This window comes from Alteromonas sp. V450, assembly GCF_001885075.1.
Lineage (GTDB): Bacteria > Pseudomonadota > Gammaproteobacteria > Enterobacterales > Alteromonadaceae > Alteromonas.
Genome location: NZ_MODU01000004.1, coordinates 1,757,399 through 1,781,083, shown reverse-complemented (window position 1 = coordinate 1,781,083; position 23,685 = coordinate 1,757,399). Strand labels below are relative to the sequence as shown.

The window sequence follows — 23,685 nt, the reverse complement described above, 5'->3', positions numbered from 1 at the left end:
GTAGTTGAAGTAGGGAGTAACAGCTCGAATGAGCGAGCAGATAACCGACCAACAATTGGTCGAAAAAGTACAGCGTGGAGATAAGAATGCATTCAACCTATTGGTAACTCGTTACCAACATAAGGTAATGCATTTGGTGTCTCGCTACGTAAAAAATACAGGTGATGTCGCCGATGTGACGCAAGAAGCATTTATCAAAGCGTACCGCGCATTACCCAATTTTCGTGGCGATAGTGCATTTTACACATGGCTTTATCGCATTGCGGTGAACAGTGCTAAAAACTATCTTGTATCACAAGGTAGGAAACCACCTGCAAGCGACGTAGATGCCGATGAAGCAGACTTTTACGAGGGTAGTGATGCGCTAAAAGAGCAGTCTACGCCGGAGCGGAGCCTTCTTTCCGAAGAAATTGAAGAAACGTTATTCAAGGTTGTGGAAAAACTGCCTGATGACTTGCGAATGGCGATAACGCTCCGTGAAATCGAAGGGCTCAGTTATGAAGAGATAGCCAGCGTAATGTCTTGTCCTGTTGGTACCGTAAGGTCGCGAATATTTAGAGCGAGAGAGGCTATCGATAAGGTTATTCAGCCGTTGTTAGAGAATTAAAAAGAAACAAAATCAAAAAAAGATGAACTTTCTTATTTTCAAGATGACTAACAGCTGTGTTAGGGTAGTAATCGATCAATTTGATCTGGAAATGAATATATGACGCATCAGCAAGAAAAATTGTCCGCATTCATGGATGGTGAACTAGAAGACAATGATATCATTAATGCAGTAAAGCAAGATGATGAACTTCGTGCCAAGTGGCAACGTTACCATGTGATCCGCGGAGTAATGCGCAAAGAAGCGAGCGTGGCGCCGAATTTAGATATTACAGCAAGCGTGGCTGCGGCTCTGGAAAGTGAGCCTGCAATTGTTGCTCCGAAACAATCTCGTTGGCGCTCATTACCTGTGCTGGGAAATGTCGTTCCCTTTGCGAAGCAATCAGGCCAACTTGCAGTTGCGGCATCAGTAGCAGTTGCTGTTATCTTCGGTGTTCAGTATAGCAACCAGGAAGCGCCAACAGAGCCGTTTATGACTGCTCCCACTGTTGGTCCCATTGGCGGGTTAGCGCCAGTGAGCCTTGAACAAACGAGATCACTGCCACGAAACGATAAGAATGACTTACTTGAGAGAAAGCGAAAGATTAATGCGCTTCTTGCCGATCATGAGCAACAAGTAAAGCTTAAACAAGCAAAAGAATCCGAAGAGGAAAGTAGCGAACAGGGAAGTCCTCAGTGAAAGCGCGCTAGCTCGCCTGATGAATAAGTAAACCTTACGTTTTTAGTTTTATCCGTACCAGCATATAATGCTGGTACGTTCGTTTTAGGGGCAAGGAAAATGCGATTTGGTAATTCGCTGACAGTTATTTTATTTTTGTTGGGTTTTGGTGTTGCAGATAATGCTGTGGCATTTCAGGTTGAAGATCAAAAAGAGCCGATGTCAAGTTCGCCACAAAACAATGACGCTCGGGATGAAGACATTGACAATAAGGAGACGCCAAAACAACAACGAGTCGAGAGACGGCATCCCCAAAACTCCTTTGAATGGTTGTTGCTGCTTCAAAATCTTATTACCAATGCTAATTTTCAAGTTTCTTTTGTGCAAACCAAGGCTGGGCAGGAAACTATCCCATACTTATGGCGTCACGGATTATTAGATGACGGTACTGAATTAGAGCAGTTAAATCTCCAAAATGGCCCTGGCAGGGAGTTGATCAGGATTAACGACGTCGTAAGTGTTTTTGAACCTGATGTACAGCCCTATAGTTTACGGTCTAACCATATAAATGGGCCCATACCCAGTGTGTTACTTTATCATCCAGAGTCTTTGTTAGAGAGCTACGAATTTATTACGGTAGGCCGAGCGAGAGTAGCGGGCCGATCAGCGCAACAAATTAGGGTTGTTAGTAGAGACAACACGCGCTTTGGTTATCAGCTTTGGTTGGATGAGGCATCGGGTATGTTACTGAAGCTAAATATGCTTGATCTGCAAGGCGCCCTTTTAGAACAAATTCAAGTAACCGCGTTTGCCATTTCAGCAGAGCCATCTGAATACTTTTCTCGTATTAATGTCAATTCACTGCCCAAGCCCATGGCGATGAATAACACTCAAACTCGGCCTCATTCGTGGAAGGTGGGGTATTTGCCAAAAGGAATGCATGTTGTGAAACAGGATACCAGACGTCTAGCGTTAACAGGGCAGGTGGTAGAGCACAAGCTTTTTTCCGATGGTTTGATTGACGTGTCTGTGTATGTGCAGCCTGCAAGAGATGCCGTCGGTGGAGATTTAGCGTTGAGAAATGAGGTGAGTACCTTTTTAACGTTAACCGATGGAAAAGCACAGGTGACAGTTGTTGGCGAGATTCCGCTTCAAACAGCAAACGCCATAGCAACATCTCTTATGCCTTTAACATCAAACTAAGGTATTTATGATAAAAGAAACCGCAACAGTTGTTGCAATTGACGGCGATAAGGTAACGGTTGAAGCTGCAATAAAGTCTACGTGCAGTGCGTGCGGTGCACAGGAAGATTGTGGTACCGGAGTAATATCTCGAGCGCTTGCACCAAAAACGCAGCAACTAGTACTTCGCACACCGATGTCAGTAAGATTAGGGCAACAAGTCACTGTGGGTATCCCTGAAGCAGGGATCCTAAGCGCATCCGCTTGGCTGTATATGTTACCTCTTGTTGCTTTCATTACCTTTTTATTCCTAACTGCTTCGATATTAAATAATTTTGGCGTCAGTCATGAGCTACTTAATATTATGATAAGCGGTGTATTGACCTTCTTTGTATACAAGCTGATAGCAAAAAAGCTTCAACATCTGGAAAAATTAAAGTACCAACCGGTCATACTTGAAAAGTTAAAAGGATAAAATTTTCTTTTGCTAATTCGCTTTTCACTCAATAAATGGGTAAAATCCGCACGCGCTGCGTATAACCCTTAAAGCAAGGCAAGCAGCATTTTTTGTTTAATGAATTTTTCTGCAGGTAATTTCCAGCATTATGCAACAATCGCACATTCGTAACTTCAGTATTATCGCCCACATTGACCACGGTAAGTCTACGCTGTCAGACCGTCTAATCCAGCATTGCGGAGGGCTTACAGACCGTGAAATGGCGGAACAGGTTCTTGACTCTATGGATTTAGAGAAAGAGCGCGGTATCACGATAAAAGCGCAAAGCGTGACACTGAACTATGAAGCGCGCGATGGTGAAACATATCAGCTCAATTTCATCGATACGCCAGGGCACGTTGACTTTACCTATGAAGTTTCTCGTTCTCTTGCTGCCTGTGAAGGTGCGCTTTTGGTGGTTGATGCAGGACAGGGCGTAGAAGCACAAACTTTGGCAAACTGCTATACCGCTATCGAGATGGATATGGAAGTGGTGCCTGTGCTAAATAAAATCGACCTGCCGCAGGCTGAACCAGACCGCGTTGCAGAAGAAATTGAAGATATTGTAGGTATCGATGCACTTGACGCTGTGCGCTGCTCTGCAAAAACCGGTATCGGTATTGAAGATGTGCTTGAAGTCATCGTTAATAAAATACCGCCGCCAGAGGGTGACCGCGAAGCGCCACTTAAGGCGCTGATCATCGATTCTTGGTTTGACAACTACCAAGGCGTTGTTTCACTGGTACGAATTGTCGAAGGGCAGTTAACTAAGAAAGACAAAATTCAAATTATGTCGAATGGACAAACGCACCAGGTTGATAAGATAGGTGTGTTTACCCCTAAGCCTCTTGATACAGGCACGTTAAGAGCCGGCGAAGTAGGCTTTATCATCGCAGGGATTAAAGATATTCAAGGTGCGCCAGTAGGTGACACAATTACGCTGGCACGTGAGCCAGCGGACGCAATGCTACCAGGTTTTAAAAAGGTTAAACCTCAGGTTTATGCCGGTATTTTCCCTATTAGCTCTGATGACTATGAAGACTTCCGTGACGCTTTAGCAAAACTAAGTTTGAACGACGCGTCACTATTCTACGAACCAGAAAGCTCTGCAGCCCTTGGCTTTGGCTTCCGTATTGGCTTCTTAGGCATGCTGCATATGGAAATTGTTCAAGAACGTTTAGAGCGTGAATATGACTTGGGCCTAATAACAACAGCGCCAACGGTAATCTATGAAGTAGAGACGACGAAAGGCGAGATATTAACTGTTGATAGCCCAGCTAAACTGCCGCCGGTGAATGACATTGCCGAAATTCGAGAGCCTATGGTGGAAGCCAACATTCTTGTGCCACAAGAATACCTCGGCAACGTAATTACGCTTTGTGTTGAAAAGCGCGGTATGCAAACCAACATGACATACCACGGTAAGCAAGTGGCGGTAACGTATGAGCTGCCAATGGCAGAAGTGGTACTTGACTTCTTTGACCGTTTGAAATCTACCAGCCGAGGCTTCGCATCGCTTGACTACAACTTCAAACGTTTCCAAAGCTCGGATATGGTACGTGTTGATATTCTCATTAATGGCGAGCGAGTTGACGCATTAGCAGTCATTACACACAGAGAAAACTCTCAAGGCCGTGGCCGCGAGCTGGTAGAAAAGCTTCGCGAGCTTATTCCACGTCAAATGTTCGATATCGCGATTCAGGCGGCTATCGGTAACCATATTGTTGCTAGAAGTACCGTTAAGCAGCTACGCAAAAACGTCATCGCGAAGTGTTATGGTGGTGACGTAAGCCGTAAGAAAAAATTACTTCAAAAGCAGAAAGAAGGTAAAAAGCGAATGAAGCAAGTGGGTAATGTTGAATTGCCACAAGATGCGTTCCTTGCAGTATTGAAGGTGGGCAAATAATGGCAAATTACTTCTCCTTGATTTTGGTGGCACTCACCTTAACTACAGGGTTAATTTGGCTAGTGGACAGCCTAGTGTTTGCGCCAAAGCGAAAAGCGCGTCTTCAGGCTGCTGCTACAGCTGAGGGGGCGGGCTATGGAGAAGATCCACAGCTGCCATATCTGGTAGACACGTCACAACAGATTTTTCCAGTTATCGCTTTTGTATTAGTGTTGCGTTCGTTTTTGTATGAACCGTTTCAAATCCCATCAGGCTCAATGATGCCCACTTTATTAGTGGGTGACTTCATTTTGGTTGAAAAGTTTGCTTATGGCGTGAAGGACCCGGTTTTCAGAAGTAAGTTAATAGAAACGGGTGTCCCTGAGCGTGGAGACGTCGTTGTATTTAAATATCCGGAAGATACTTCGGTGGATTATATAAAACGGGTCATAGGATTACCTGGCGACACGGTTGTCTATCAGAACAAACAAGTTTATATAAAACCCAAATGCGAGGGTAACGAAAATTGCCCTAAGCTGAAAGCGGTACCATTGACATTTCAAGAGCGCGGCGAATTTGTTCAAGATATGGCGCAATTAATGAGATACACCGAAGATTTGGGCACTGTTGAGCACGATATTTTGCGTCACCCTGTTCGCGAGATATCTCCTGCACACTTTTATACTCAAGCACGAACTCGCAGCAACGAGTGGGTTGTGCCTGAGGGCGAATATTTCGTCTTAGGTGACAATCGAGATAATAGTCGCGATAGTCGATTTTGGGGATTTGTACCGGATGAAAATTTAGTCGGTAAGGCAGTCGCTATTTGGATTTCTTTTGAGTTCGAACGCAGCCCGTCTGATTTTCTTCCTACGTGGATCCCTACCGGCGTTCGATTTGAACGAGTGGGTGGCATTCATTAATGCAGGGAATAGATAAATATCGTCGCTTGTATAAAGCGATAGGCTACACATTTACGGATGAAACGTTACTAGAGCAAGCGCTAACTCACCGAAGTGCGGCTAAGCAGCACAACGAGCGTTTAGAGTTTTTAGGTGATGCAATATTAGGCATGATCATCGGCGAAACGCTCTTCAAGCGCTTCCCCACGGTTCCTGAAGGTAAACTCACACGCATGCGCTCTACCCTTGTTAAAGGTGAAACACTCGCTGAACTGGCAAAGGAAACCAGCGTCGGCGAATTACTTAATTTAGGACCAGGTGAACTTAAAAGTGGTGGTCATCGCAGAAGCTCTATATTAGCGGATGCAGTTGAGGCTATTTTGGGGGCCATTTATCTTGACTCTGGCATGGAAGAAGTGCGCGGCGTGATTTCTCGCTTGTGGGAAACACGAATTATCAAGTTAGACCCGAACGCTCACCCTAAGGACAGCAAAACGCGCCTTCAGGAGTTTTTACAAGGTCGTAAACAAGCGCTGCCAACGTATGAAGTACTGTCTATATCAGGCAAAGACCATGCGCAAACTTTCGAAGTAAGTTGCACAGTTGATAGCCTTCCCGGGGCTGTTGTGGCGTCTGGTAACAGTCGTCGTAAAGCAGAACAAGAAGCAGCTCGGTTAACATTGGAGAAGCTTGATGACAACGCTGAATGAGTCAAATTTGCCAGACATGCCCGAAATTAACACTCGCTGTGGTTTGGTTGCCATCGTGGGCCGCCCCAACGTGGGAAAATCAACGTTACTAAATCGTCTGCTGGGTCAAAAAGTAAGTATCACTTCTCGTAAGCCACAGACCACTCGCCATCGTATTTTAGGTATAGATACTGAGGGTGATTATCAAGCAATTTATGTTGATACCCCAGGGCTTCACCAGGATGAAAAGCGTGCTATCAATCGCTACATGAACCGCGCAGCATCAAGCTCTCTTGCTGAGGTTGGGTTAGTACTGTTTGTTGTAGAAGGTGACCGTTTTAATGCTGAAGATGAAATGGTGCTAAGCAAAGTTAAGCAAGCTAAGCTACCTTGTTACCTCATCGTCAATAAGATGGATAAGGTTGAAGATAAAGAAAACTTTATGGTTCACCTTAAGAAACTCGGCGAAAAGCACGCTTTTGAACATATGATCCCTATCAGTGCTAAACAGGGTAAAATGGTAGATGAAATCAGGGATTTGGTGGCTAAGTCGCTTCCAAAAAGTGATTTTTTCTTTCCAGAGGACTATATAACTGACCGTTCAAGCCGTTTTATGGCGGCTGAAATCATCCGCGAAAAGCTTATGCGCTTTACGGGAGATGAGTTGCCGTATTCAACCACAGTAGAAATAGAGCAGTTTAAAATGGCTGAAAACGGTGTTTATCGTATCAATGGTTTGATTTTGGTTGAAAGGGAAACACAGAAGCGCATGATCATTGGTAAGGGCGGTAAGCATTTGAAAACCATTGGTGAGCAAGCGCGAAAAGATATGGAAAACCTTTTTGATAACAAAGTGTTCTTGGAGCTCTGGGTTAAAGTTAAACAGGGTTGGGCTGACGACGAGCGAGCACTTCGTTCACTTGGTTATGGTGATGATACCAATATTTAACCAACGCACTTGAAAATGCATTTTTATAAAGAGCCAGTGATCTAGGCTCTTCCCATTTTCGTTCTCATTCTCACCATTTTAAAATGACAAAGCGCGGGAGCGTACATGGCTATATCAGATATGCGCAGACAGTACTCTAAAGGGTCGTTGAAAGAGTCTGACTTAACTCCTAATCCATTCATACTCTTTGAAACGTGGCTTAAAGACGCTATTGATGCAGGGATCCCAGATCCTACCGCAATGACAGTAGCAACTGTTGACAGCAGCGGTCAGCCTTCACAACGTATAGTACTGTTGAAAGACGTAAGCGATAAAGGTTTTGTTTTTTTTACAAACCTCGGGAGTAGGAAAGCTCAAGAGCTTGCTGTGAACCCGAAGGTTTCTTGTCACTTTCCATGGTTTTTTATGGAACGGCAGGTGCGCGTGTGCGGTGTGGTTGAAAAACTGTCGGTTACAGAGAATGCGACCTATTTTATCTCTCGTCCAAAAGACAGTCAGCTGGCAGCCTATGCGTCTAAACAAAGTAAGCCTATCGGCAGTAGAGAGTTATTGCTGACTCAATTTAAGCAACTTAAAGAAAAGTTTGCCAACAAAGCGCTTCCTGTACCCGATTTCTGGGGGGGCTTTAGGATTATTCCCCACCAAATAGAATTCTGGCAAGGTGGAGAAGATAGGCTCCATGATAGATTCGAATACAACAAAGCGCAAAGTGGAGTGTGGGAAACACAGCGTTTAATGCCGTGAATCGGCGTGTAATACTATCCCCGGTAACGTAGCGATTTATGATCGATAGTCATTGTCATTTAGACCTGATACCAGATGCCATATCAACGAGGGATGTCTTGCAAGCCGCGGTTAAGGCAGGCGTTTCGCGTATACTAGCCCCGAGCATTAGTGAAACATCTTGGCAACGATTATTAAGTATGAGCGATGCGTTTCACCAGCTGCTTCCTATAGACGTCGCCGTTGGTTTTCATCCCTATTTTCTGGATAGCACGTTATCACACTCACAAATAGTTGATGCAATGCTAAATCGGCTCATTGACGCAGCGTGCTCTGGGCATTCGGCAATCAAGGCAGTGGGCGAAACCGGTTTAGACACTCATATAAAAGTGCCAATGGCGCTACAACAGGCCGTACTTTCGGTTCACTTGACCACGGCGAGCAAATACGATTTGCCCATCATTCTTCATCACCGCAAGAGCCACCATTTATTGTTTGAGGCACTAAAAAAGATTACGCCGGATAGAGGGGGAGTGATCCATGCCTTCTCTGGCAGTGTGGATGTTTCTCTTCGCTACATTGAAAGAGGCTTTCTATTGGGTTTTGGCGGAACCATCACCTATGCGCGTGCAAACAAAACACGCGATACACTACGGTATTTAGCTGAGCATCATTTAGATAAAATTGTTCTCGAAACCGATGCCCCTGATATGCCAATGAATGGCCGTCAAGGTATGCCTAACTCCCCTGAATTCTTACCTGATGTTGTAGATACCATTGAGGCGTTGACTGGTATTAGTAAAGGCACAATTATCAAGCAAACGTCGGAAAACTATCAGCGTTTGTTTGACTAGCATACTCATACTGTTACCTAGCGGTTTTTTGCGTTGATGACTTGGATGACCCACGGCCGAGACTTGTAGAAAAGCCGCGTTAGATAAATACCCATTGTCAAAGCAAAAAACATAAGAATACATGCGATAAACGTCAGTTGATAACGCAAAGATAACGGACTTTCTAATACTGCAAGCGTATTCATGTGCACGTTAACATACCCCACCACTTGGTTGCTTTCATCAAATATAGTACTGACATAGGTTAAAGGCGTAAAATCCTCATTTTCGTTCAACGTGACCACGCTATCGATTCGCGGAAGTGGTGCAATATATTTCCCTTGTCTGTCGAATACTGACAACGAAAGAATATGCGGCTCTTGTAGCAGAACGTCTACGATACTTTCTATCTGTAGAAGGTTAACCGTTGTCTTTGACAACTGCGTTGACGTTTCGGAATTGTTTGATGATCCCTGACTAAGCGCAGATTCTATAGAGAATGCCGGCGCGAGTAGCTTGGCATATTGCCGGGCAATACTCTCACCTGAAAATCGAGTTTGTACGTTGAGCCAGTCATTTTGGTACTGTTGAAAAAGCAGGATGAGTACAACAGCTGAAGCAAGAACGGATCCTACCACAATGGTATGGAACAACCGTTTCAGCGCGGTATAAAGTGAATGTGGGTCACCACTTTTTTGTGCAATCGCAATGCTGCTTTTCTTAACCAATTCGTGTTCCAGCTGTTTTTCGGGAGTCTTACAGTAGGATAAAACCATTTAATTTTAAAGAGTATATTTTATTAGTTAGCCTAATTGGGTAGCATTGACGGTTTATTACTTATGTTGCTAACTTGCCTATCAATGATGAAAGATAAAACTATCGACTCTTGTGACTACCTAAGAAATTATCAAAATGACCATAAGTGCACATCGCTTAATGCATTTATTGACAATTATCCAACTCATACAGCGTATTCACATGTGGTAACTGTTGCAACCCAAGCGCTGACACCTCACCTCTTGTCGGCGGTTTTATTGGACCTAGCTGATTACTTCTCTCCTGCAAGCGTCAGTTTTCATCACCTACATAAAACGTTTGGTGAAGACGTTATTCAAGTAAGAGGTACACTTCGTGACTCAGATAATGCCGAAATTAATAAGCTAATAGGCGAAGTTAGTGACAGGTATGCCATCGATTTAGGTTTACAAGCATCTCAGCCTTCGCTTTCTACACCTGGCCTGCTTGTCATGGATATGGACAGTACCGTAATTTCAATTGAATGTATTGATGAGATAGCAAAACTTGCCAACGTAGGGGAAGAGGTCGCAGAAGTTACAGCAAAAGCCATGCGCGGTGAGATAGCGTTTAATGAAAGTCTAATTCACAGGGTTGCCTGCTTAAAAAATGTACCGGAGACAGCGCTCATTCAAATACGTGATAGCTTGCCTCTGATGCCGGGAGTACAGTCATTGATAACAACGCTGAAAGCTAACAACTGGAAGCTCGCGATTGCCTCAGGTGGCTTTACCTATTTCGCTGATTACTTAAAAGAGCGTTTAGGCTTAGATTTCGCTATATCTAACACATTAGAGGTAAAAAATGGTGCGTTAACCGGTGAGGTTATAGGGCCAATTGTAAATGCAGAGGTAAAAGCTGAAACGATCACTAGCTTGGCACGAGAGTGGCAAATACCTCATTCGCAAACTGCTGCAATGGGAGATGGCGCAAATGACCTTTTGATGATGGCCCAATCGGCGCTAGGTGTTGCTTGTCATGCAAAGCCTGTTGTAAATGAAAAGGCAAGCGTAGCCATTCGGCGCGGTCACCTACACAGTATGCTTTATTTCCTCGATAAGTAGATAGTATCAAAAGTTTGGGGCCGCAGCTTTCATAGCCATGGCCTCAACGTTCGTTGCGGTGTTTATTTTACGTATCACGCCATCACTTTATTGGAATGGGAGGGGTTATTCAGCGTCTTATTTGCGGTGATATCCTGTGCGCTAAAGCCATAACGAATAAGCACCTCGTCGGTGACGTCAACGAGGTGAGCACAAGCAGCAATGCCCCACATTTTCTTTTCTAGCTCTTTCGCTCTATGCATTGCGTACATAGTAACGTAATTTATTTCTGTCTGTAACAATGTTAGATCAGGCTTGCCCGTTGTGGTTAGCATTACGTGTACAGCAATAAACTGGCCTCTCAACATGGCATCTTTAATGAAAGCGCTACGCTGTTCATTGTTTTCAAATCTACTTGAATATCGAGGAATGATTGCCATTCGAGGGTCTTTTTGCGACGTATCGAAAGAAATAAATAACTCTTCTCGCAAAGGCATGTTTTCAAGCTTGACGGTTTTTATCCCACTTTGAACAAAGGGCGAGTCCTGCTTACGGTCTCTGAATAAAAACTCTAAATTGACTTGCCCACGTTCAGAAAATTGGGTGGTTAATGTTGTGATCCTTTCGTCTTGTTTACCAACGATACACGCTTGTGGCGTATATCTTATCCCTTCTTTACTCATAAGAAACGAAAGCGATGTGGCATTTCTAGCATTGATACAGCGAAGGGCTTGACCTATACCCGGTATTTCTTCTTCGTCGTTATCTACTTTTAGGTTTGCTTTGTTTTTCTTGATCAATTCATCGAAAAAGTGCCTTGCGCTTTTACCTTCTTCCCCGGTCATTGCCTTTAAGTGCAGAATGTTTTTTTCAGGGTTGTGATAGATAATATCGTATTGAAGGTGCATGACATCGAAAGAGGTCGTAATTTCTTGTAGCTTAGGAAACGCAACTTCTGCAATCCCTTCAAGAGCACCTTTATATTCTTTGCTTAATTCTATTCGAAGGCCAAGGCCGTGGACGGAAATATCCTCACTCACTCCTTTGTGGTCTATTTCCTCATTGTTAAAGCGCACTGATATAGGAGTTCTTAGCTGGTATCGACTTTCTAAGCGCTGCTCTTCGTATTTAAATCGAACGAGTTGAACATCTGAACTTGCACGATTTCTTGGGTGTCCGAAGTGTTTCAAATGTACGAGGTGCTCTTTATTATACTTGAGCTCGTTATATGCTTCTTGTCCCATAATGGATGTTACATCGGTGATGTGTGCCAAATAGACTAAATTTTTTAATTTAGACATCAACCGAGCCGGAGGAGGCGTATTAAGTTTCTTAACTTTATTCCCCACCGAATCAGGAATAGAAAGCGGTATATGAGCTTGTTCGGGAACCATATCAGTAAGTGTAATTTTGAATACACGCCAACTTGCTTTTCTTGCTCCGAACCCCGCGAAAACACGAAATAACGCCTCTTTTTGCGAAAGTTCGTCGATAGATGCAGAGTAAAAGTACACTTTTTCGTTTTGAAGATGCGTAAAGCTAAAAACGAAAATCTCTCTAACTTCGTTTGACTTATTGAGTAAACGCGTCAGCCTTTCTTGGCTTAATAAAAAGTTTAATCTACAGTTGTCAGCTTCATCTTGCCAGTAGTGAACGATTTCTCTATTGACCTCATTGACCATGGCGTAGCGGGGTATCAATGTCTTGTTTATCTCATCAATATAAACTGGCAGCGTTGGGCTACGTGGCGAAAAGTACTGCTCACAAATTTTGCTTGTTATTGCTTCTATGGTATTGGTCATATTGACTTTATAACGGCGTTTGTTGCCGTGTATAAAGCTTTCTAAAAAGTTGTCAAACGCTGGGTTAGGTCGATTTTTATCGCGCTGAAGCGCAAGGTAATTGACATCATTTTTCGTAGAAATTTTAACTAGGGTGTAGGCAATGCCATTTTTTTTGTCCATGGCAAATTCATTTTCTAACCCTCGAAAGAAGATAAAAAGCGTTTCACCTTTCTTAAAAAGTGTGTTCTTAGATAGCTTGATTTGTAAGCCTTCCAAGGATATGTCGACACTAAGTCCACGCATCGATTGATTCGCACTGTTGAAAATCTCTAAAGCAACGGCAAAGTTCATTCTCTCTGTGCTGCGCTGGCGGTAATCAAGCAGGTTAACTGTGGGAACTTTGAACTGCTCTAGTACGGCTGATCGCTGTTTCAAGCTCGGGTTTTCTTTCTCTTCTCTTTCTTGAATCAGCTCTTTTTCCCGCATCAACCGAAAGTTGTTCTCGGTATTTTGCACAGCCTCATATACGCCATAGGTATATCCGCCGAATACTCGCAGTTGCTCCTCAAATTTATCAACAGCAATATCGTCCATATAGTGCGTACGCCCTTGATGAACGTACTTATTACACTTCCCATCAACGTGCCCACGCAGGTCTATAGTTCGCTGGCAAGGCTTCGCTAAGCGCTTCACTTCCATCTTTATTAGAAAGCGCTTTTCTTTGGGGATGTCAGCACCGATTTGAAGCAATACCTGGTTAAACTCAGGCTCGTTAACCATAGGCTTAAGCTGTTCTATTATTTCAGCGTATTGCTTTAGATCTTGACTCATGAAGCTGCAACTTTATTGTTAAGTATCATTATTTTAGTTCTTATCGGCAGTTCTACAAAACACATTAGCGCTGCTAACATCAACGGTGTTGCACTCTTGCACATATGCGGCCTACAACCATTTCTTGTGCCAAATTACCGATCATTTAACTCACATTAAATGGTAGAATACTCTTTTTTAACAATGGAATATACTCGAATATGGCGAAACGTAAAACTGCTTATGTGTGCTCTGATTGTGGCGCTGAGTTCCCTCGCTGGCAGGGCCAATGCTCAGAATGTAAAGCGTGGAACACGATAAGTGAGTTTGTAGTGGCTAGTGCCAAAAGTGTGGCACGCCAAACTACGTCTGGTTATGCGGGGCAAACCGCTGCTAAAATCGAGACCTTAAACGCTATAGACCTAGAATCCTTGCCCCGTTTCTCTTCAACGTTTAAGGAGTTAGATAGAGTGCTAGGCGGCGGGATCGTTCCTGGCGCAGCCATGCTAATTGGTGGGTCGCCAGGTGCTGGTAAGAGTACACTTCTACTACAAGTCATGTGTCAGATGGCAAAAAGCGAAACCGCGCTTTACGTGACAGGCGAGGAGTCACTCCAGCAAGTAGCGATGCGTGCGAAGCGATTGAATCTTCCAGACGACAAGCTAATGATGCTAGCCGAAACGAATGTAGAAACCATTTGTGATCTGGCGCTTACGAAAAAGCCCAAAATTATGGTTATCGATTCTATTCAGGTCATGCATGTGTCAGATGTGCAGTCAGCACCCGGTAGCGTGTCGCAAGTACGTGAAAGCGCGGCGTATCTAACACGCTTTGCTAAACAAAACCATATTGCCATGTTCATTGTAGGTCATGTAACGAAAGATGGTAACTTGGCAGGCCCCAAAGTACTAGAACACTGTATCGACAGTTCTATGATGCTGGAAGGGGAAAGCGATGGGCGCTACCGTACACTTCGAAGCCATAAAAATCGCTTCGGCGCGGTTAATGAGCTTGGCGTGTTCGCTATGACAGAGAAAGGGCTTAAAGAAGTGAGTAACCCGTCGGCCATTTTTCTAAGTCGCGGAGATAACGAAACGCCAGGGTCGAGCGTGATGGTCATTTGGGAGGGCACCCGCCCGCTGCTAGTGGAAATACAGGCACTGGTAGATTACTCGCAAATGTCTAACCCAAGGCGTATTGCTGTGGGTCTAGACCAGAATCGACTATCCATGCTGTTGGCAGTACTTCACCGTCATGGCAATGTGCAAATGAACGACCAAGACGTTTTTGTCAACGTAGTGGGCGGCGTGCGCGTTTCTGAGACTAGTGCGGACTTGGCCTTGCTTTTAGCGATGGTTTCAAGCTTTAGAAATCGCTCGTTGCCTCGAGATTTAATCGTGTTCGGCGAGGTAGGCCTAGCCGGTGAGATCCGTCCTGTGCCAAATGGAACAGAACGCATTATCGAGGCGGCTAAACACGGGTTTAAGCGCGCAATTGTGCCGAAGGCTAATGCACCAAAGCAAACCATCGCGGGTATGACCGTAGTACCCGTTGCTCGCCTGTCCGAGGCACTAGACGCGCTTGAATAAATGGTCTGTGGTAGCGACTAAATGAGCGTTAGTTGGCTCCCTGGTATACTGCATTAACTAATGCATTGAGGTCTTTCTCGTCAATACTAGCGTCGTCGCTGTTTAAGGTGATTAACCGTCGAAGAGCACTAATACTTTCAACACTCATTTGTTCTACTTTACAGCCTAGTGAGACATTTTCTTCTCTAGTATCGGCGTGACGATATAGCTGTGATATGGAAAGGGTGATTACGGGGCTCTCTTCATTCGCTTGAAAAGTGGCTACGTACGGGTCATGGCTGTCAAACGGCAAGTTCGATAGCGCAGCCTCTTCAGCTTTAAGCTTGATACCTTGCAGCGATACATCACTAATTATTACATCTACGCAGATGCCATTATGTGCCAGAGTGCCTTTCACGTTTAAAGCCACTCGTTGAAATTGGCGTTTATCTGTCATAATTCAAATACCTTGCGTGCGTTTTGGCAATCAGTATTGGTCAAATTGCGTCCATGCGCAATGAAAAGCACATAAATAAAAAGCCGCTATCAATAATAGCGGCTTTCTTGTACGTCTGATTGGACGAAATTTATGTCGTATAACGAGTATTATTTAGACATACGCTTGTATTTAAGGCGATGCGGTTCAACCACATCTTGTCCGAACTCTTGCTTCAACCAGCTTTCGTAGTCTGAGTAGTTACCTTCAAAGAAGTTAATGTTACCTTCATCGCGGTAATCCATAATGTGCGTTGCCACACGGTCTAAAAACCAACGGTCGTGCGAGATAACCATGGCACAGCCTGGGAACTCCAACAACGCGTTTTCCAAGGCGCGAAGTGTTTCTACGTCTAGGTCGTTGGTTGGCTCATCCAGTAGCAATACGTTACCGCCGGCTTTCAGCAGTTTAGCAAGGTGAACACGGTTGCGCTCACCACCTGACAAGTCTTTGATGAACTTCTGCTGGTCGGTGCCTTTAAAGTTAAAGCGGCTACAATAGGCGCGGCTGTTAATTTCAAAGTTACCGATGCGAATAATGTCTTGCTCGTCAGAAATTTCTTTCCACACGGTGTTGTTTTCGTTCATGTGGTCGCGGAACTGTTCTACCGCAGCAATTTGAACGGTTTCACCTAAATCGATGGTGCCTGAATCAGGTTGCTCAGCGCCGGTAAGCATTCTGAATAAGGTTGATTTACCCGCGCCGTTAGGACCAACGATACCTACAATGGCACCCTTTGGTACTTTAAACGTTAAGTCGTCGATTAGTACGCGATCGCCATACGACTTTTTAAGGTTGCTTACTTCAATAACCTTATCACCTAAGCGTTCACCTGGTGGAATGAAAAGCTCATTGGTTTCATTACGCTTTTGGTAATCGCTGGTAGATAGTTCTTCAAAGCGGGCCATACGGGCTTTACTTTTAGCATGACGACCTTTCGGGTTTGAGCGTACCCACTCAAGTTCCTGTTTCATGCTCTTCATACGCGCCGTTTCGGTGCGCTCTTCTTGCTCTAATCGGTTTTCTTTTTGCTCCAGCCAAGAAGAGTAGTTACCTTCCCATGGAATACCTTCACCACGGTCAAGTTCTAAAATCCAACCTGCAACGTTATCGAGGAAGTATCTATCGTGGGTAATAGCGACAACGGTACCTTCATAGTCATGCAGGAAGCGCTCTAACCATGCGACTGATTCTGCGTCCAAGTGGTTGGTCGGTTCGTCTAGAAGCAACATTTCAGGCTTCTCTAGAAGTAGGCGACACAGCGCCACGCGGCGGCGTTCACCACCAGATAGTTTGCTAACGTCCGCATCCCAAGCTGGAAGGCGAAGGGCATCAGCAGCACGCTCTAGGGCGTTTTCTAGGTTATGGCCGTCTTTGGCTTGAATAATAGCTTCTAGCTCACCTTGCTCTTTAGCAAGGGCGTCGAAATCAGCATCCGCTTCTGCATAAGCAGCATACACTTCATCAAGGCGAGTCAACGCGTGTTTAACATCGGCTACGGCTTCTTCGATGTTACCGCGAACATCTTTTGTTTCATCAAGTTGTGGTTCCTGCGGAAGGTAGCCCACTTTTAAGCCCGGCTGAGGGCGAGCTTCACCTTCGATATCGGTATCTACGCTAGCCATAATGCGAAGTAAGGTTGACTTACCCGCGCCATTTAGACCTAGCACACCAATTTTGGCACCAGGGAAAAAGCTAAGAGAGATATTTTTTAGAATGTGTCTGTTTGGTGGGACGATTTTGCCCACGCGATGCATACTGTAAACGTATTGAGCCATGCTCTATCCTCGCTGAAAAAGCGGTGAAAAATAATTAAGTTTTAATGGGTGCGTATTCTACTCGTAACAGGGTAGTTTATGCTAGAGCCTGTTGACTCTTGATGTGCGGATTTTTGCGTTAAGTGTAAGCCTTTTAATTAAGAAATAGGACAGTTTCATTTAAGCGTGACGTTTTCGCGCTTGGCTGTTATTTGAGCGCTCATGTCAAAAAGATTGATTTATGCATCGGTTGGCGAAGCGATTTAAGGTAAACTTGCTTTTATAAAAATGAGTAATTTATAAGAATGAGTAAAACGTGCTCATGGGTGAGCTTGAAAGCAAATAGAAAGCACCCAGAGCGATACACTCAATACTATTCATATATCTGAACAGGTAATTAAGATGACCGCTATGAATAAACGCACATACAGCCTGGATGAACTTGCCAAACATGTAGGTGGGGAAGTGCAGGGCGATGGAAATGTTGCTATTTCTGCAGTAGGTACGTTATCTGGTGCAGCATCGCATCAAATCTCGTTTCTAACCAACCCAAAATATAAGCCGCAGTTAAAAGATACTCAGGCGGGTGCGGTAATTCTGCACGAAAGCTTAAAAGCAGACAGCCCAGTACCTGCCCTAGTTGTAGCAAATCCTCATGCTGCCTTTGCTCTTATTGCTCAGTTATTCGATACCACACCAGCGGTAGCGTCAGGTATTGCTGAGTCGGCGGTTATTGCACCATCTGCTCGATTAGGCAGCGATGTATCGCTAGGTCACAACGTGATCATTGAAGAAAACGTAGTATTAGGCGATAGAGTTACGGTTGGCGCAAATACGGTGATTCGCAGAGGTACTCATATCGGTGAAGGCTGCATAATCCATCCGAACGTGACCATTTATCATGACGTAGTGATTGGAAAGCGGGTAACGATTCATAGCCAAACAGTCATTGGCGCGGCAGGTTTTGGATACGCAAACGATAAAGGCGTATGGCTCCCTATTCCACAAACCGGGTCAGTTCGTATCGGTGACGATAGTCAGATTGGTGCTAGCAGCAGCATCGACCGCGGCGCGATGGAAGATACGGTGTTAGGTACCAACGTTATTATCGACAACCAAGTACAAATTGGCCACAACTGTATTATTGGTGATCATTCATGTATTTGCGGCGCTACCGGTATTGCTGGTAGCTGTCATATCGGCAAGCACGTGATTATTGGTGGTGGAGTGGGCATTAATGGCCACATTAGCATTTGCGATAATGTTCAGGTAACTGGCTACACCATGATTGTACAAGATATCACTGAACCGGGTGTTTATTCTTCTGGTCAGCCAGCACAAACCAACCGTGACTGGCGTAAAAATACGGTTCGTCTTGCCAAAATTGGTAGTTTATTTGACCGTGTTAAAGCCCTTGAAAAACAGGTCTGATCTCGCGCTGGCGCAGGTATTACGTTAAACCTGCGCCATTTATATTAATTTGGTCACAAAGCGGTATACAAGACCCTCAAAATGACTAGAATATGGCTCGAATTTGAGCAATCAGTGCGTAACGCCATATAAAAACCGCAGTTAAGGAGCCCCCATGTTTTCTCGCGAAATGAATATAGCTGACTTCGATCCTGAATTAGCCGATGCAATGTCTAAAGAGGTTGAGCGTCAAGAACATCACATTGAGCTAATTGCCTCTGAGAACTATTGTAGTCCACGTGTGATGGAAGCACAGGGTTCACAGCTTACTAATAAGTATGCTGAAGGTTACCCAGGCAAGCGTTACTACGGTGGTTGTGAGCACGTAGACGTTGTTGAACAGCTTGCTATTGACCGTGCAAAAGCACTTTTTGGAGCGGACTACGCGAACGTTCAACCGCACGCTGGTTCACAAGCTAACTCTGCCGTATTCATGGCACTACTTGACGCAGGCGATACTGTTTTGGGAATGAGCCTTTCTGAAGGTGGTCACCTAACCCACGGTTCACACGTAAACTTCTCTGGTAAAACCTATAACGCTGTACAGTATGGTTTGAACAAACAAACCGGCGAAATCGATTACGCGCAGGTTGAAGCGCTTGCCAAAGAGCACAAGCCGAAAATGATTATCGGTGGTTTCTCTGCCTATTCAGGCATTGTTGATTGGGCGAAATTCCGCGAAATCGCAGATAGCGTTGGCGCATACTTACTTGTTGATATGGCGCACGTAGCGGGCTTAGTAGCCGCTGGCGTTTATCCAAATCCGCTTCCTCATGCTCATGTGGTAACAACGACTACCCATAAAACGCTTGCGGGTCCGCGCAGTGGTCTAATCCTATCTTCATGTGGCGACGAAGCAATTTACAAAAAGCTTAACAGCTCAGTATTCCCAGGTAACCAAGGTGGCCCACTTTGCCACGTGATTGCAGCTAAAGCCGTTGCGTTTAAAGAAGCGCTACAGCCAGAGTTTAAAGCATACCAGCAGCAGGTTGTCGCGAACGCGAAAGCGATGGTTTCTGTAATGCAAGAGCGCGGTTATAACATCGTTTCTGGTGGTACCGACAACCATTTGTTCCTACTTGATCTTATTGATAAGGACATAACCGGTAAAGATGCAGATGCAGCACTAGGTGCAGCAAACATCACGGTAAACAAAAACTCTGTACCGAATGATCCGCGTTCACCGTTTGTAACCAGTGGTCTTCGTATTGGTAGCCCAGCGATTACTCGCCGTGGTTTCAAAGAAGAGCAAGCGAAGCAGGTTGCAACATGGATTTGTGACATTCTAGATAACATGGGCGATGAGTCTGTTATTAAGCGTGTTCAAGATGAAGTGGTAGCACTTTGTGCACAATTCCCTGTTTATAAATAAATAGGTTTGTGTTTTGTTGCGTACTTTGGTACTAATGCTTGACTAACTAGTCTACGTTCGCTTAATAAGCCTAAGTACGCAATATTTAAGGATTATTCATGTTTTGCCCGTTTTGTTCAGAACAAGAAACCAAAGTCATTGATTCTCGTTTGGTTGCAGAAGGGCAGCAGGTGCGTAGACGCCGTGAATGTATGGTTTGTCACGAACGTTTTACGACCTTCGAAAGCGCTGAACTTGTGATGCCTCGCGTCATCAAACGCGATGGTTCTCGAGAACCATTTAACGAAGACAAACTTCGTGCAGGCTTACAGCGAGCGCTCGAAAAGCGTCCTGTGAGCACTGAAAAGATTGAGCAATGTATTCTTTCTCTCAAGTCACAGTTGCGCGCAACTGGCGAGCGCGAAGTGAGCAGTGAGCTACTCGGCAACCTAATTATGAAAGCTCTCAAAGAACTCGACAAAGTTGCTTATGTCCGGTTCGCTTCCGTTTATCGTTCCTTTGAAGATATTCGTGAGTTTGGAGAAGAGATTGCACGATTAGGGGATTAGGTCGGCTACCTCCCAAACATCAGACACTTAGGGCTACAACAGGAATCCAAGTGAACCACGAAACGGTTAAAAACGATTATTTTTGGATGGCCAAAGCCATTCAGCTTGCCCAACTAGGGCGCTTTACCACTTCCCCTAACCCTCGCGTTGGCTGTGTAATTGTAGACGAAAACAATCAACTGCTTGGTCAAGGCTATCACATTCAAGCTGGCACTCCCCATGCCGAAGTACATGCTTTACGAGAAGCTTCTAACGCAAGGAACGAGGGCGCAAAGGGCGCAACCGCTTACGTTACACTTGAGCCCTGCAGTCATTTTGGCCGTACGCCGCCTTGCGCAGTGGCTTTGGTCAACGCGAAGGTGGCGCGGGTGGTTATCGCAATGACCGACCCTAACCCAAATGTATGCGGCAATGGTATTAGTATCTTGCAGAAGGCAGGCATTGAGGTAGTAAGTGACGTAATGGCAGCTGAGGCTGCAGCGCTAAACCCCGGTTTTATCAAACGCATGCTTACCGGAAAGCCCTATGTACGTGTGAAATTAGGCATTAGCCTAGACGGTAAAATAGCGCTTCAAAATGGCGTGAGTCAATGGATTACGGGGCCAGAAGCAAGACGGGATGTGCAGCACTATCGCGCCCAAAGCTGTGTGGTGTTAACAGGCTCAGGTACGGTGAAAGCCGATAATCCTAGTTTGTTGGTTAGAGAAAAAGAAGCACAGTTTACCGATTATCCTCTAGCACACATTCGCCAGCCTGCTCGGGTTGTTGTCGATAGCAAAAGTAAGCTTTCTCGAGACTATACGTTGTTTACCGACGGAAATGTTACTTTAACGGCTACGTCGCAGCCCCATCCAGATACAGCAACACAGCAATACCTTTTGGTAGATGAAAAAGACGGTAAGCTCGACTTACATTCACTAATATCAGCATTAGGCGATAAGCAATATAATGAAGTGTGGGTTGAGGCAGGCCCAGGCCTTGCCGGTGCATTATTGCAAGAAGGGCTGGTGGATGAGCTAATATGCTATCAAGCGCCAAAACTTTTAGGTGATAAGGGCAAAAGTATGATTAATTTGCCAGCGTTTACGTCGTTAAATGAATGTATTTCGCTTTCGCTTATTGAAAATCGTCAGGTGGGTAACGATATTAAGCTTATCTTCCGTCCTGATGTTAGCAATATACGTGGTTAACGCGATTAAAGAGGAACTTTATGTTTACTGGAATTATTCAAGCGCTTGGTACTATTAAAAAGCTTGATAACCGTGGCAACGATATTCGCCTTACCGTTGCGTCACCTACGCTTGATATGTCTGATGTTGCTTTAGGCGACAGTATCGCAACCAATGGTGTTTGCTTAACAGTTACCGATATGGGGCCCGATTATTACTGCGCAGATGTGTCAGCTGAAACCATTAAATTGACTGGTTTTGCCCATTACAGTGCGGGCTCAACGGTTAATCTTGAAAAGGCAATGCGGCCAAGCGACCGCTTAGGCGGCCATATCGTGTCAGGTCACGTGGACGGCGTAGGTGAAGTTACACAAATCATTAAGCACTCAGACTACGTCGAATTCTGGGTAAAAGCACCGGAAGCCTTGGCGAAATATATTGCACATAAAGGCAGCATCACCGTTGATGGTATCAGCTTAACCGTTAACGAAGTTAACGGAGCAGAATTTATGCTTTGGATCATTCCTCATACACTGCAAGAAACTATTATGGGGAGCTATAAAGTGGGCACGGCGGTGAATCTAGAAGTTGATGTTATTGCGCGCTATTTAGAGCGATTGATGCTAGGCGACAAAGCAGCAGAGCCAAAAAGCAAAGGCATTGACATGGCATTTCTTGCCGAGAACGGATTTTTAAGAAAATAACCCTACAAGAAGCACACAACATGGCATTTAACACTACACAAGAAATAATTGAAGACATTCGCCAAGGTAAAATGGTTATCTTGATGGATGATGAAGATAGGGAAAATGAAGGCGATTTGATAATGGCGGCAGAGCATGTGACGCCTGAAGCTATTAACTTTATGGTTACTCACGCTCGCGGCTTGGTGTGTTTGCCAATGACGCAAGAGCGCTGTCGCACCCTTAATCTTCCGCTCATGGTGGATAAGAACGAAGCACAGTTTTCTACTAACTTCACGGTGTCTATTGAAGCGGCAACCGGCGTGACTACAGGTATTTCAGCGGCCGATCGTGCAACAACAATCAAAGCCGCTGTAGCAAAAGACGCGAAAGCGACAGACATTGTACAGCCGGGTCATATTTTTCCGCTAATTGCTAAAGACGGTGGCGTGTTAAACCGTGCAGGTCACACTGAAGCCGGTGTCGATTTACCGCGTCTGGCTGGACTAGAGCCTGCTGGGGTTATTGTAGAGATCCTCAATGAAGACGGCACGATGGCTCGCCGTCCTGAGCTAGAAAAGTTTGCTGAAAAACACGACCTTAAAATTGGCACTATTGCTGATTTAATTGAATATCGCAATCTCAACGAAACCACCATTCAAAAGGTCGCTCAGTGCAACATGCCAACCGAGTATGGTGACTTCGAGCTTCACACGTTTAAAGACAGCATTGACAACCAGCTTCATTTCGCACTTAAAAAAGGCGAAATTAAAGAAGACGAGCCAACACTTGTACGTGTGCACCTTCACAATACCTTTAGTGATCTTCTTGGGTCTACGCGCGGTATTCATCGCTCTATGACGCTAGCAGATGGCATGCGCAAAATTTCAGAAGAGGGTGGCGTATTGGTGCTGTTAGGTAAAGAAGAGCATATTGAAAGTCAGGTACGCCGCTTTGCCGCAGAAGACAGAGGCGAGCGCCCAGCTGGCGCTGACTGGCAGGGATCATCGCGCACTATTGGTGTAGGCAGTCAAATTCTGGCATCAATGGGCGTACACAAAATGCGTCTTTTAAGTAAGCCAATTAAGTACCACGCACTCTCAGGTTACGGCCTTGAAGTTGTAGAGTACGTGCACGACTAGCTCTGAGGTGTAGGCCACAGTGAAAGTGAAGAGGGTTTGCGACGAGCATTCCCTCACCACATTTTGTTAAGCACAAAGCAGTCGTTTACGAATAGTTGAAGTTAAAGAAACAATCGATTTAGTTT

22 protein-coding genes are annotated in these 23,685 nt (G+C 44.9%); 18 read left to right on the top strand and 4 right to left on the bottom strand.

Annotation, left to right across the window (positions count from 1 at the left end):
* Positions 1 to 28 precede the first annotated feature (28 nt).
* From rpoE to BK026_RS07745, 10 genes are all read left to right on the top strand, one after another.
* Positions 29 to 607, top strand: a complete 579-nt coding sequence (gene rpoE / locus BK026_RS07790; RefSeq protein WP_071815340.1) for an RNA polymerase sigma factor RpoE — start codon at positions 29 to 31, stop codon at positions 605 to 607.
* Positions 608 to 706: 99 nt separating this feature from the next.
* Positions 707 to 1,285, top strand: a complete 579-nt coding sequence (locus BK026_RS07785) for a sigma-E factor negative regulatory protein (RefSeq protein WP_071815339.1) — start codon at positions 707 to 709, stop codon at positions 1,283 to 1,285.
* 99 nt (positions 1,286 to 1,384) lie between these two features.
* Positions 1,385 to 2,467, top strand: a complete 1,083-nt coding sequence (locus tag BK026_RS07780; protein WP_256253725.1) for a MucB/RseB C-terminal domain-containing protein — start codon at positions 1,385 to 1,387, stop codon at positions 2,465 to 2,467.
* A 7-nt stretch (positions 2,468 to 2,474) separates the two neighbouring features.
* Positions 2,475 to 2,921, top strand: a complete 447-nt coding sequence (locus BK026_RS07775; RefSeq protein ID WP_071815338.1) for a SoxR reducing system RseC family protein — start codon at positions 2,475 to 2,477, stop codon at positions 2,919 to 2,921.
* A 130-nt stretch (positions 2,922 to 3,051) separates the two neighbouring features.
* Positions 3,052 to 4,848 (top strand): translation elongation factor 4, encoded by a 1,797-nt coding sequence (gene lepA, locus BK026_RS07770; protein WP_071815337.1) that lies wholly within the window; start codon positions 3,052 to 3,054, stop codon positions 4,846 to 4,848.
* Complete coding sequence (lepB, locus tag BK026_RS07765; RefSeq protein WP_071815336.1) at positions 4,848 to 5,750, top strand: signal peptidase I; 903 nt, start codon at positions 4,848 to 4,850, stop codon at positions 5,748 to 5,750. Before lepA ends, lepB begins: the two co-directional genes overlap by 1 nt.
* Positions 5,750 to 6,439, top strand: coding sequence for a ribonuclease III (gene rnc, locus BK026_RS07760; RefSeq protein WP_071815335.1), 690 nt, complete (start codon positions 5,750 to 5,752; stop codon positions 6,437 to 6,439). The genes lepB and rnc overlap by 1 nt, the downstream gene beginning before the upstream one ends.
* Positions 6,440 to 6,455: 16 nt before the next feature.
* Complete coding sequence (era, locus tag BK026_RS07755) at positions 6,456 to 7,367, top strand: GTPase Era (RefSeq protein WP_071817549.1); 912 nt, start codon at positions 6,456 to 6,458, stop codon at positions 7,365 to 7,367.
* A gap of 105 nt (positions 7,368 to 7,472) precedes the next feature.
* Positions 7,473 to 8,111: a pyridoxamine 5'-phosphate oxidase gene (gene pdxH, locus BK026_RS07750; protein ID WP_071815334.1), complete on the top strand. Its 639-nt coding sequence runs from the start codon at positions 7,473 to 7,475 to the stop codon at positions 8,109 to 8,111.
* Between the two features lie 38 nt (positions 8,112 to 8,149).
* Positions 8,150 to 8,944 carry a TatD family hydrolase gene (locus BK026_RS07745; protein ID WP_071815333.1) on the top strand — a complete coding sequence of 265 codons (795 nt, stop codon included), beginning with the start codon at positions 8,150 to 8,152 and terminating at the stop codon, positions 8,942 to 8,944.
* 17 nt (positions 8,945 to 8,961) lie between these two features.
* On the opposite strand, the gene BK026_RS07740 is transcribed toward BK026_RS07745, so the two are convergent.
* Entirely contained in the window at positions 8,962 to 9,651 is a 690-nt protein-coding gene (locus BK026_RS07740; protein ID WP_256253722.1) for a hypothetical protein, read from the bottom strand.
* 132 nt (positions 9,652 to 9,783) lie between these two features.
* Between BK026_RS07740 and serB the strand changes: the two genes are divergently transcribed.
* Positions 9,784 to 10,782, top strand: a complete 999-nt coding sequence (gene serB / locus BK026_RS07735) for a phosphoserine phosphatase SerB (protein WP_256253720.1) — start codon at positions 9,784 to 9,786, stop codon at positions 10,780 to 10,782.
* A 74-nt stretch (positions 10,783 to 10,856) separates the two neighbouring features.
* On the opposite strand, the gene BK026_RS07730 is transcribed toward serB, so the two are convergent.
* A complete protein-coding gene (locus tag BK026_RS07730; RefSeq protein WP_071815331.1) occupies positions 10,857 to 13,376 on the bottom strand; it encodes a PilZ domain-containing protein in 2,520 nt (839 codons plus the stop codon).
* Between the two features lie 200 nt (positions 13,377 to 13,576).
* On the opposite strand from BK026_RS07730, the gene radA reads away from it, so the two are divergent.
* Positions 13,577 to 14,944, top strand: a complete 1,368-nt coding sequence (radA, locus tag BK026_RS07725; RefSeq protein ID WP_071815330.1) for a DNA repair protein RadA — start codon at positions 13,577 to 13,579, stop codon at positions 14,942 to 14,944.
* 28 nt (positions 14,945 to 14,972) lie between these two features.
* Here radA and BK026_RS07720 read toward each other — a convergent pair whose 3' ends face one another.
* The gene (locus tag BK026_RS07720; RefSeq protein ID WP_071815329.1) at positions 14,973 to 15,380 is read right to left on the bottom strand and encodes a PilZ domain-containing protein; all 408 of its coding nucleotides are present in this window, start codon (positions 15,378 to 15,380) and stop codon (positions 14,973 to 14,975) included.
* Between the two features lie 149 nt (positions 15,381 to 15,529).
* On the bottom strand, positions 15,530 to 17,197 hold the full coding sequence (gene ettA / locus BK026_RS07715; protein WP_071815328.1) for an energy-dependent translational throttle protein EttA: 1,668 nt from the start codon (positions 17,195 to 17,197) through the stop codon (positions 15,530 to 15,532).
* 381 nt (positions 17,198 to 17,578) lie between these two features.
* On the opposite strand from ettA, the gene lpxD reads away from it, so the two are divergent.
* From lpxD to ribBA, 6 genes are all read left to right on the top strand, one after another.
* On the top strand, positions 17,579 to 18,607 hold the full coding sequence (gene lpxD, locus BK026_RS07710; protein WP_071815327.1) for a UDP-3-O-(3-hydroxymyristoyl)glucosamine N-acyltransferase: 1,029 nt from the start codon (positions 17,579 to 17,581) through the stop codon (positions 18,605 to 18,607).
* A 154-nt stretch (positions 18,608 to 18,761) separates the two neighbouring features.
* Positions 18,762 to 20,018 carry a serine hydroxymethyltransferase gene (gene glyA, locus BK026_RS07705; RefSeq protein WP_071815326.1) on the top strand — a complete coding sequence of 419 codons (1,257 nt, stop codon included), beginning with the start codon at positions 18,762 to 18,764 and terminating at the stop codon, positions 20,016 to 20,018.
* Between the two features lie 98 nt (positions 20,019 to 20,116).
* On the top strand, positions 20,117 to 20,566 hold the full coding sequence (gene nrdR, locus BK026_RS07700; RefSeq protein WP_071815325.1) for a transcriptional regulator NrdR: 450 nt from the start codon (positions 20,117 to 20,119) through the stop codon (positions 20,564 to 20,566).
* A 50-nt stretch (positions 20,567 to 20,616) separates the two neighbouring features.
* A complete protein-coding gene (gene ribD, locus BK026_RS07695; RefSeq protein ID WP_083575048.1) occupies positions 20,617 to 21,756 on the top strand; it encodes a bifunctional diaminohydroxyphosphoribosylaminopyrimidine deaminase/5-amino-6-(5-phosphoribosylamino)uracil reductase RibD in 1,140 nt (379 codons plus the stop codon).
* A 20-nt stretch (positions 21,757 to 21,776) separates the two neighbouring features.
* The gene (locus BK026_RS07690) at positions 21,777 to 22,439 is read left to right on the top strand and encodes a riboflavin synthase (protein ID WP_071815324.1); all 663 of its coding nucleotides are present in this window, start codon (positions 21,777 to 21,779) and stop codon (positions 22,437 to 22,439) included.
* 20 nt (positions 22,440 to 22,459) lie between these two features.
* On the top strand, positions 22,460 to 23,560 hold the full coding sequence (gene ribBA, locus BK026_RS07685) for a bifunctional 3,4-dihydroxy-2-butanone-4-phosphate synthase/GTP cyclohydrolase II (protein WP_071815323.1): 1,101 nt from the start codon (positions 22,460 to 22,462) through the stop codon (positions 23,558 to 23,560).
* The last annotated feature ends 125 nt before the right edge of the window (positions 23,561 to 23,685 follow it).